This is a genomic window from Paenibacillus cineris, from assembly GCF_018333335.1.
Lineage (GTDB): Bacteria > Bacillota > Bacilli > Paenibacillales > Paenibacillaceae > Paenibacillus_AQ > Paenibacillus_AQ favisporus.
Map to the genome: position 1 here is coordinate 1 of NZ_BORU01000046.1, position 255 is coordinate 255.

Annotated in this window: 1 rRNA gene; it reads left to right on the forward strand. The window is 51.0% G+C overall.

Annotation, left to right across the window (positions count from 1 at the left end):
• Window positions 1-255, forward strand: a 23S ribosomal RNA gene (locus tag KI379_RS33875); the annotation flags it as partial.

Below are 255 nucleotides of genomic sequence, written 5' to 3' on the forward strand. Positions count from 1 at the left end.
AGGACCATCTGCTAAGGCTAAATACTCCCTAGCGACCGATAGTGAAACAGTACCGTGAGGGAAAGGTGAAAAGCACCCCGGAAGGGGAGTGAAATAGAACCTGAAACCGTGTGCTTACAAGAAGTCAAAGCCCTGTTTATGGGTGATGGCGTGCCTTTTGTAGAATGAACCGGCGAGTTACGTTCCCGTGCAAGGTTAAGGTGAGAAGCCGGAGCCGCAGCGAAAGCGAGTCTGAATAGGGCGAATTGAGTACGT